Raw genomic sequence first — 8,536 nt, 5'->3', positions numbered from 1 at the left:
GATCGCAAGAGCGATTTAGAATTCATGCTGGGGTTGACCCTGCGATTCACTAGCTCTAACAATGGCGGCAGCGATCGACGCTACATTGTCTGCACCTTTATTCTTAAAAAGCTGCCTTGGACGTCTGGGCTACCATTCAATCCCACGAAGTAGGAATCATAAATCTTGACTTATGAATACTGAATTAATTTGTAATTCATAACTGATAATCGAGAACTTCCCGCTGCACTAGACTGGATTGGGGATGAGTAGGCGCAGGTGGCTGCGGATGGTCTAAAAACCGTCTGAGGAAAGTCCGGGCTTCCGAAAGACCAAACTTGCTGGACAACGCCCAGTGCGAGCGATCGTGAGGATAGTGCCACAGAAACATACCGCCAATAATTCGGAATTCGGAGTTCGTAATTTCGAATTTCGAATTTCGAATTCCGAATTATTGGTAAGGGTGCAAAGGTGCGGTAAGAGCGCACCAGCAACATCGAGAGGTGTTGGCTCGGTAAACCCCGGTTGGAAGCAAGGCAGTAGAAACGACGGTTGGTCTTTTACCGGTTTCGGCAGGGGTCAGAAAACCTGACTTCAGCGAGTCCGCTAGAGGCGCTTGGTAACAAGCGTCCCAGATAGATAGCCGCCGCTTGATCGCGCTGCGATCGGGTAACAGAACCCGGCTTATGTCTTACTCTTCCCCTCATAGCCATTTGCCGTTAGCTGAAGTACACGCTTACTCCTGGCTGAAGCACGTCGAACTGCATCTGCTAGAAGACGCTGCGTAAACGATTAAACCGTGCTCGTATGGGTAATCCCTGACATTAATGCAGCGTCGGCTCCAAAACCAGAGAAATTACGGGAACACTACGGTTTATTTTTAACCTACAGTTCACCGAAATAATGCGCTTGGGATTATGAATGTGTAGATTTTGCAAAGTCATCCTTAAGAGATTACACAGCCGTTTCACGCTTCATTAGGATCAGGGAAGTCATCGATTGCTTCTTCGTCCACCGACGCGCCTACATGCTGTAGCGTACCCTTGTGAACAGTCAGCTCCCCTGTCTTTTAGGGATTAACCGCTCGGAATCCACACCTCAAGCTTCTCGACTACTTGCCATTGGAGAAGCCAAAAAAAGTGGTCTTATTCTTTGCAAGCCCTTTCATGCCGAGTTTGCGGGTCCTGGTGCGGTGGTGAAAGTCCCTGGTGAGCAGGAGACGGTTCGTCTGATTGCGATCGGCTCCCCTGAGATTGTTGAGGTCGTAACCCACGAAGAGCGACAGCGCGCGTACAGCCGTCGAATTCAATGGACACGCTGGCTGCAAAAGAACACAGATCACGTTGAACCGAGTCAGCGCATCGAAAAGCTCTTTTTCAGCTTTGAAGCCTTTTTTGGTCGCCAAATTCTAGCGAGTTTGCCGGATGAGGCGCTGGCACTACTGGTTGGGGTGCTGCCGCAGACAATTACTGCCCTGCGATCGCAGCATCACTATCTGGGTCGCCAGGATAGTTCAGAGGTCACAGCAATCAATCGGTCTTCCGAACCGCCCGTGCTGACGGTAGATGCGCCCACGCTCAACGCCTTTTATTCTCTTTCAACACCCTTCGTCATTTCCGCCAGCGTCCTGAAAGCGCTCTATCAGCTTCCCTTTTCAGCTTGATGTTAGTGTGGGGTTATGTCGCTTCACTACCCTCACCGCCAAAAGCAGCTTCAGAGCCTGGTGCAAAAGTTAGGATTGCCGCAGGACGCGCCAATTCAGTGGCATTTGTTGGATCTTGCCTTAACCCACCCCACAATCTCTGTTAGCGACAACTACGAGCAGCTAGAGTTTGTTGGCGATGCTGTTGTGAGGCTGACAGCAGCAGAGTTCCTGCTTGAAACCTACCCTGACTTGCCCGTTGGAGAGTTTGCTGCCATTCGTTCGATAGTGGTGAGCGATCGCACTCTAGCCCGGATTGCTACCAGCTACACGCTCGATCGCTACCTTCTGGTGGCAAACAGCGCCCTTCGGGATGAGTCAGGGCGGGAGTCCCGCTTGGCAGAGTCCTTTGAGGCATTGCTGGGTGCACTCTATCTCAGCACCCATTCACTGGCGCTGGTACGCCCATGGCTAGACAGCCATCTCCAAGAACTGGTGGCTGAGATTCGCACCGATCCGGCGCGGCAGAACTACAAAGCCGCACTGCAAGAATGGACACAGGGGCAATATAAGCTGTTGCCGGAGTATCGCATTCTAGAGTCTGGGCTGGAGGGCAGTGCCGATCGCTTTACGGCTGAAGTATGGCTGCGGGGTGAGCAGTTAGGACAGGGGCGCGGTCGATCGATCAAAGCGGCGGAGCAAGCGGCTGCACAGGTGGCGTTTCTAGCAATCTACAACCAAGCATCTACCAGAGGATAATGGATCGGTTAACCGATCTTCACACCATCAAGCGCAACTCGCGATGCTGAGGCTATAATAAGAGAACACAAGGGGCTGTAACGGTTTCGACGTTTTGGCGAACGTTACCCCGTGATGCAGGTCGAGAGCGAGCTAACTCTCGTGAATCAATGGCTCAAAACAAGTACATGCGAACAACATCGTACCTTTTGCTCGTAAGCAAGCACTCGTTGCTGCCTAACAACCTCTAACTGGTTCGAGCGTCCGTAATTCGACGCCGTTAAGAATTATGGACCAACCCCCAACGGCTGCTCTAGTTGATTGCCTCTGGTCGATCGCTAGCTAAGACTTTTCCAGAGCATCCCATCGTTCGGGATAAAGAACGGTTCCCGCTTCGAGGGTAAGAGAAGCTAAACCTGTGAGTGAGCGGTGTACTAATACCTAGGGCGGACACGGGTTCGACTCCCGTCAGCTCCATTCTTGTAATTGGACAAATTGTCCGAACTATGCTTCCGTAAACTCTTTAAAGCTCCAAAGCGCGAATCTACCCAGTAGATTCGCGCTTTGGAGCTTTAAGTATGGAACCGATTGCCATACTCTGTTAGCTGTTAGTTGCAAGCCTCGCCTGCCGCGGAGCAGCACGAACTTTTTTGCACCTCAAATACCCTGGCTTTTTCATCCGCTCTGCAACACGGCTTCTGAAAGATACGTTGATTCGGCAACAAGTTCGAGAACCACGCGATAAACCTCTGCACAAGCCTGCTCGATCGCCTCTACATGCCGTTTTGTAGTTTCTGTTGAAGACCTTGGAGAAAGACAGTCGGAGAATCTGATTCAGAAACTTAATTAAGCGATTTTCCAGAATGAACGATGCCATTGCAGCGCATCAACTCTAGGATTGTAAATCTCTTGATTCGGTAAAAGAATGAGTTCGTCATCAAAATCTTGCAGCGATCGCATATCTCTTGGGGTTTCTTCATAAAGGCGACCATCAGGAACAATAATTCTGTACTTGTCGCTGATTCCAAACCAGCCGCGATCAAATGCCCAATGATGATTTTTGCAAAGTGACAAACCATTATCAAGGCGATCATCACGGAATTCAGAGAAAGGTTTTATGTGCGCCCCATCTACAACATTTTGATTATCTCGACTGACAATTTTCAATCTGCACAAGGTGCAACGCTGCTCATATAGAGAAATCATATTTCGCCGAAATGCTGCATTTCTCACAAATGTCGTTTCTTGGTCTTTGATATCTTCTACTGTATAAACTGCTCCGCCTTTCTCAAAAAGCCTGAGTTGAATTTCTTCCAGTTCATCAACTGCGTACAACTTTTCTACCTGTTGAGACTCGGCTGAAAACCAACTTCTAACTAAAACTTCAGATAGTTTGAGCCTTGAACTAGCATTTTGCAAATACTCACATAATTCAGTATCTAGGTAGGCATACTTAACTGTATTGCGAAGTGCAGCTAAGCCTCTGATCTTAGTTCCACTTTCAATAACAGCTTCAAAGCCAGGGTTAGGCATCAAATGCCAAAATTTTATTTTCTTTTTTCCTGCTAAATGAAAGAAGGGCAAAGAAATATCTGAATGATGATCTGTTGTTACTAAGTTTGACCAGTATTTTAGAAAAGTTGCAATTAGCTCAGGAGTCAAGTAAATCTGGTTATGACGGATTTTGCCTCTCTCAAACTGTTCAATGACGGAGAGTAAAAGAATTGGTTGGTGAGGAGCAGGAGTTCCACTAGCTCTATCAACTTTTAGATTAGCAAAACTTTTAATATAGTAGTTTAGATCTTTCATCATGATTCCAAACTGCCAGGTACAGTCACAAATATCAGGCGCGGCTTCGAGCATGACGCTAGCATTGGGACGTGCAGATCTGATTGTCCGGAGAGCTGATAGTTAAGCAGCTTTCTGGTCACTCCATCTCATTCACCAACCGCCCTAAGTACCGCTCGATCAGCAGAATGGCAACGATGTCATCGATCGGGCGTGGAATGCTTCGTAGAGACTGCGGCACCAAGCGAAAGATGCCTTTTGGTGGGTACATTTGCCAGTAGCGATCGCGGGCTTCCAGGGTGCTGTAGCGCTCATCCACAAGAACAATGCGGAGCGGGTCGGGTAGATCTTGACTCAGCTTGTGTTTCCAGTCCTTGGCAGTGGTCTGGTCGCCCATAATCAGCAGCGAAATTGGAAACTGCTGGCGTAGGGTTTGGATCGTAGCGATCGCTGCCTCTGTCGTGACGACTTGGTGAAATCGTAGAGTCCGATCCACCCCCATTACTGCCAAGCCACATTTTCGCCGTCCAGGGTCGAACCCTAGAATTACGGGTTGGTCGGGTACAGGCATAGCTCAACACTCTTCAGGGTGAATAACCTAGCGATCGGTGGGCGCTGTCGGGATGTCTTGGGTCCGAAGCAGGATTTGTCCATTGTCTTCTGCAATCAACTCTAACTTCAACGGTCCGGCGGTATAAGTAATGCCTGTGGTGACGGCTTTTAGCTCGATCGGCTGCTTTAACTGCCGCACCTGCTCAATAAACGCAATCAAGCTCTGAGCAGAACCAACCTGCACAGAATCAGTGAGAATACCCAGACTGCGGGCGCGAAAGTTAGCAGCAGCAACCAGAAGATTAATCCGCTGCTGGATTTGATCCCCCGACATCGTGGACGGATCGAGCGACGCTGCCGCCACGACATCGCCTGCCAAAAACACGACCTGATTCCGCACCACATCCGCAAAAACTTGGATCTGGGTTTCGCCTACCAGGTAATTCGCGGCGGCAAAGATCCGCACCACATAGTCTTGCCCGTCGTCGATGCGATCGATAATCTGCTCGACTTCCTGCCGCGTGATTTGAACAATTTGCTCCTGAGTTCCGGGACGGGCACGCAGAACAGCTTGACGGTTTGCTTCCCGCAACAGTTGATCGACTGCTTGCCGTGCCGCTGTCGGGTTGACGATGCGGACGACTGCCGTTGCCAGCACCTGCCCGCGCAGAATTGCCACGTTTCCCTGACGTAGACCTTGAGCAACTTGCTCTAGCCGCAGCACTTCTTGCGCCAGATAGTCTTGCTGGGTTTCTAGCTGCCGCAGTCGGGCTTCTCGCTGCTGAATGACGGCATCTCGCGCCCGAATTTCTTCTTGTCGTTCGGCGATGACACGATCGCGATCGGTCTGCAATTGAGAAATTTCGGAGCGCAGGGTGAGCGCCTGCTGCGACACCGTGCTGAGCTGGGCTTGAGTGCGGCTGAGATCTGCCTGAGTCCGTGCAGTGGCGGCTTGAGCGCGAGTGCGCTCGTTGACGGCAGTCTGCAACGATTGATTGGTTTCTCCGAGTCGTCGCCGTGTGATTGCCAGTTGGCGACTCGCGCTTAATTGGTTCGATCGTGCCTGCCGCAGTTGATTGTCAATCTCAGTTTTCTGCTGCTCAACTTGGTCTCGCTGCTGGCTGACTTGATCAAGCGCTTCGCGGGTCCGCTTTAAGCGCCGCTCGATTCGTTCTAAGTCAAACACGCCTTTCCAAAGCTGGTCGTTTGCCGCCAGCAAGATTCCGAAGGTGCTGGCTGAGACAAGGACGCCTGTGATAATCGTAATCAGGGTGGCGGTTTTGCGCGGACGCAAATTGAACAGGCTGAGGCGGGACTTGCCGACGCGGGTGCCAATGCGATCGCCCACGGTGGCAATGACTCCACCCACCACCAGCACTGCCAAAATCAGAATATATCCGCTGGGCATCCACTCTCCAAAGCCCCCCGCATACGACAGCCGTTCTGCCTATTGGATGATTGGGGCATGTTCCACTACAGCGTACCGTATGTGCACAAAAATACGGCAACGGCGTGTCGCTAAAGAAAATGTTAGCCGGATTCTGTCTGTAGAAGTCGGCACGGGTCGTTGTAATGGGTGAAGCAATTAGAAGCTATGACTCATCAGGATCTTACGTCGTGCGATCGAACAATCTGGCACGCTTCTACCAAGTGCTGTGCAACGGTCGCAGACGGCAACTGAGATGTTGATGATACTGACCCCAGCACTCGATCGAGGAAACGGCATAGGGAGGAAGCCTTATTGCAACAGCAAGCTTAAGCGATTTTGCTGACTCAGTATCCAGTGAGCTAACAGTGCTCCTTGAACCTTGGTTGATCCCTGACCAAAGGTAGATTTTCATATTGCCACCGATACTTACCCTCTGAAGGGTTTGGACAACCTTAAAGGAGGAGCTAGACAGCATGAGTGCTAACTTCAACTTCAGTTTTCCTACAATCCCTACCTTTGACAGCCTGACAGGTCTTTTCGCTGATTCATCAGTAGCAGGAAGCACGATCGACATTACTAGCACCATCGGCTACAACAAAACGATCGCCACTGGAATAAACAACGATTACATCAGAGCCGGACTGGGTAGCGACATAATTGGGGGTGGTGCAGGAGCAGATATTTTCGCCTTTGGCTCTCCCCTTGAGGGAATTGATACGATCGCAGATTTTGCAATTGAGCAGGGCGACAAAATTGAAATTTCTGGAGTTGGATTTGGCATTGGTGTGACGGAGCTAAATCGATTTAGCTACTATGCAGCAACGGGGGGATTGTACTTCGACAACATACAACTTGCGACACTTCCAATTAATCTCAACTTCAGTCCCGCTAACCTGACGATCGTTTAGGCATTGAGCAATCAGGAGATCTAGCCAATGTTTGAATACAAGTTTGTTAAAGCACCAACCTCTTTTTCGCGTGACAATACAATTCAAATAACAGCCTGTGAATCTGTTGTGGCAGACCATGCAGCACAAGGTTGGCGATTGGTGCAGATCTTAGTTGCCAATCCATCTGCAACACCGTCAGAGTATGACTTGATTTTTGAGCGTCAGAAACCGCACGAGTGACACAGCAAATTGTTGTTTTCTCACAACGTTGCTCAGTGTAAACAGGGTTAAGTAGTTACCGTCATTTCTCGATACTTAAAGCATCGAGAAATGGCGAAATCTTGTGATTGAGCCTCGCACTGCCTCAAAAACTTACATAGTGCACTTCATAAAGACGAGAAGTTGAAGACGCGGATTTGACTGATTTGTGTGGTTTTCCCAGCCTAAATCGCGCTATGCTAATGCGCTGTCGAGCAAGTCATTGAAGCGATGAACAGAATTTTCTCACTTCAGTTTTACTCGTCGTTGCTCAATCCGATCGTCAGAGCCAATGGTCAAGCGAAAATGCCTGTAACAAAAATGGTTTTTAAGGGTTGCACCTCATTGACTGACAAAATCCGGACGACCTCTCCTCCAGATCCTCCCCGACGCGAAAAGGGAGCCAGACAAACGTTCGGTTCCTTCTTCTTGCAGGAGAGGGTTAGGGAGAGGTCTTCAGCGATTTCAGCAAAACGTTTGCCAGTCAACTAGAGATTACACCGCTTGATATCAGATAGCTAACGGTGCTGGAATTAGATAGCAAGAATCGGATAGTCGCTTCTGAGCGTAACCGCTATGGTCATAGATAGTTGAATTCGAGTCGGCTGATGCTATGGATAGAACCCTTACTGCATTTCTAACCGATGACCATCGCTGGGAGGCTTTGCAACAGCGCGATCGCGCAGCAGACGGTGCATTCTTCTACGCGGTCAAAACTACTGGGGTCTACTGCCGTCCGACTTGTGCTTCACGAGTGCCAAACCGGAAAAACGTTGCGTTTTTTGACACTTGGAGCGCAGCAGAGCAGGCAGGATTTCGATCGTGCAAACGCTGTCAGCCAAAAGCAGAAACGTTGCCAGAGATTGTGGCGATTAAGCGTGCGTGCGAAATCATTGAAGCTGCTGAGACAGCGCCAAAGCTCGACGCTCTGGCAGACGCTGTTGGATGGAGTCAGTATCATTTTCAGCGCGTGTTTAAGCGCACGGTTGGTGTGACGCCCAAAGACTACTTTGCGGCAAAACGACTGCGGCGATTGCAGGATAGCTTGCAACAACCATCATCTGTGACCGAAGCGATTCATGAGGCAGGATTCGGCTCGATCAGTCGAGTCTACGAGGATACCGCCGGACTGCTGGGCATGAGTCCCCAAACGTACAAAACAGGAGCCGTCGGTGTGGAAATTCGATTTGCAGTTGAGGAGTCATTCATTGGGTGGGTATTAGTAGCTGCCTCCGATCGCGGAATTTGCGCGATCGAGTT

General features: G+C 49.9%; 8 protein-coding genes and 2 other RNA genes. 7 read left to right on the top strand and 3 right to left on the bottom strand.

The window, feature by feature from the left end:
• Nucleotides 1–245 precede the first annotated feature (245 nt).
• The 4 genes from rnpB (at nt 246) to ssrA (ending at nt 2,839) form a co-directional block, all read left to right on the top strand.
• An RNA gene (gene rnpB / locus H6F43_RS13255) (RNase P RNA component class A) lies at nt 246–681 on the top strand.
• 343 nt (nt 682–1,024) lie between these two features.
• The gene (locus tag H6F43_RS13250) at nt 1,025–1,642 is read left to right on the top strand and encodes a hypothetical protein (RefSeq protein ID WP_190343215.1); all 618 of its coding nucleotides are present in this window, start codon (nt 1,025–1,027) and stop codon (nt 1,640–1,642) included.
• Between the two features lie 15 nt (nt 1,643–1,657).
• Nucleotides 1,658–2,380 carry a ribonuclease III gene (gene rnc / locus H6F43_RS13245; protein WP_190343214.1) on the top strand — a complete coding sequence of 241 codons (723 nt, stop codon included), beginning with the start codon at nt 1,658–1,660 and terminating at the stop codon, nt 2,378–2,380.
• Between the two features lie 71 nt (nt 2,381–2,451).
• Nucleotides 2,452–2,839, top strand: a transfer-messenger RNA (tmRNA) gene (ssrA, locus tag H6F43_RS13240).
• Between the two features lie 366 nt (nt 2,840–3,205).
• Here the strand turns inward: ssrA and H6F43_RS13235 are convergent.
• From H6F43_RS13235 to H6F43_RS13225, 3 genes are all read right to left on the bottom strand, one after another.
• Nucleotides 3,206–4,171, bottom strand: coding sequence for an HNH endonuclease (locus H6F43_RS13235; RefSeq protein WP_190343213.1), 966 nt, complete (start codon nt 4,169–4,171; stop codon nt 3,206–3,208).
• A gap of 115 nt (nt 4,172–4,286) precedes the next feature.
• A complete protein-coding gene (locus tag H6F43_RS13230; protein WP_190343212.1) occupies nt 4,287–4,718 on the bottom strand; it encodes a pre-16S rRNA-processing nuclease YqgF in 432 nt (143 codons plus the stop codon).
• A gap of 27 nt (nt 4,719–4,745) precedes the next feature.
• Complete coding sequence (locus H6F43_RS13225; protein WP_190343211.1) at nt 4,746–6,107, bottom strand: DUF3084 domain-containing protein; 1,362 nt, start codon at nt 6,105–6,107, stop codon at nt 4,746–4,748.
• A gap of 494 nt (nt 6,108–6,601) precedes the next feature.
• On the opposite strand from H6F43_RS13225, the gene H6F43_RS13220 reads away from it, so the two are divergent.
• The 3 genes from H6F43_RS13220 to H6F43_RS13210 all read left to right on the top strand — a co-directional run.
• Nucleotides 6,602–7,036 (top strand): hypothetical protein, encoded by a 435-nt coding sequence (locus tag H6F43_RS13220; RefSeq protein WP_190343210.1) that lies wholly within the window; start codon nt 6,602–6,604, stop codon nt 7,034–7,036.
• 27 nt (nt 7,037–7,063) lie between these two features.
• Nucleotides 7,064–7,258, top strand: coding sequence for a DUF4177 domain-containing protein (locus tag H6F43_RS13215; RefSeq protein WP_190343209.1), 195 nt, complete (start codon nt 7,064–7,066; stop codon nt 7,256–7,258).
• 631 nt (nt 7,259–7,889) lie between these two features.
• A partial coding sequence (locus H6F43_RS13210; RefSeq protein ID WP_190343208.1) for a bifunctional transcriptional activator/DNA repair enzyme AdaA occupies nt 7,890–8,536 on the top strand: 647 nt, incomplete at its 3' end.

The organism is Leptolyngbya sp. FACHB-36 (genome assembly GCF_014695955.1).
GTDB lineage: Bacteria > Cyanobacteriota > Cyanobacteriia > Leptolyngbyales > Leptolyngbyaceae > FACHB-36.
Note: the sequence above shows the minus strand (reverse complement) of the source record. Positions and strands in the feature narration are given on the sequence as shown.

Bases quoted from the DNA above. Each gene is read 5' to 3' on its own strand.
- rnc (WP_190343214.1), top strand. From the start codon at position 1,658: ATGTCGCTTCACTACCCTCACCGCCAAAAGCAGCTTCAGAGCCTGGTG.
- H6F43_RS13235 (WP_190343213.1), bottom strand. From the start codon at position 4,171: ATGATGAAAGATCTAAACTACTATATTAAAAGTTTTGCTAATCTAAAA.
- H6F43_RS13230 (WP_190343212.1), bottom strand. From the start codon at position 4,718: ATGCCTGTACCCGACCAACCCGTAATTCTAGGGTTCGACCCTGGACGG.
- H6F43_RS13225 (WP_190343211.1), bottom strand. From the start codon at position 6,107: ATGCCCAGCGGATATATTCTGATTTTGGCAGTGCTGGTGGTGGGTGGA.
- H6F43_RS13220 (WP_190343210.1), top strand. From the start codon at position 6,602: ATGAGTGCTAACTTCAACTTCAGTTTTCCTACAATCCCTACCTTTGAC.
- H6F43_RS13215 (WP_190343209.1), top strand. From the start codon at position 7,064: ATGTTTGAATACAAGTTTGTTAAAGCACCAACCTCTTTTTCGCGTGAC.